Origin of the sequence: Dietzia sp. HMSC21D01 (assembly GCF_001815995.1) — a bacterium.
GTDB classification, from domain to species: domain Bacteria; phylum Actinomycetota; class Actinomycetes; order Mycobacteriales; family Mycobacteriaceae; genus Dietzia; species Dietzia cinnamea.
Map to the genome: position 1 here is coordinate 1 of NZ_KV823835.1, position 781 is coordinate 781.

A 781-nucleotide genomic window follows, 5' to 3' on the forward strand; every position below is an offset into this window, starting at 1 on the left:
CGGACCCGCCCGCGCCGTCGGCGCCCACGGACCGCAGCCCCACGGCGGGCGCGGCGACGTCCACCCACGGGCCGCGCAACGAGAACTCCGCGGGGGCGCCGTCCGCGTCGACGCCACCGACGGTGAGCACGTGGTCGTCGTACCAGGCGGGGGAGGCAATCGTGAGGACGTCGTCCCAACCGTCGTCGCCCGGTACGGACGGGTCGGCGGCGGGCGGGTTCTGCTCGCCGCACGCCTCGCCGACGTTCCCGGCGGCGACGACCACGACGTCGTGGTCGACGGCGGCGTAGCGGATCGCACCGCCGAGGGTGGCGTCGGCGAGCACGGTGCCGGAGGGGACGCAGGCGACCTCGGAGATGTTGATGACGCCGGCGCCGGCGTCGACGGCGGCCCGGATCGACCGGGCGAGGGTGGACAGGGTGCCGACCCCGGCCCCGACCGTCGGGCCGTCGGGGCCGGGGCTCTCGGCCCGGAGGACGCTGCTGGACTGGCGGATCGAGACGATCTCGACGCCGGGTGCGATGCCCGAGTGTCCGGTGGCGTCCTCGGTGCCCGCGAGCACCCCGGCCACGAGCGTGCCGTGGGCGTCACAGTCCTCTGTACCGTCCCGGCCGGGCACCACGTCACCGGCGCCGCGGACCCGGGGCAGCCGCGGCCCGGGGTTGACCCCGGTGTCGATGACCGCCACGACCTGGCCCTCCCCGCGGCCGTGGATCCATGCGTCGGCCAGCTCGGCGGCGGTCGCCGAGGCGGGTGGGGCGGTCGGGTCGAGGACGGCGGC

Annotated in this window: 1 protein-coding gene; it reads right to left on the reverse strand. The window is 77.5% G+C overall.

Annotated features, from left to right (window positions below):
• Nucleotides 1-781: S8 family serine peptidase (locus HMPREF3086_RS05180; protein ID WP_168169060.1), on the reverse strand; the 781-nt coding region annotated here is incomplete at both ends.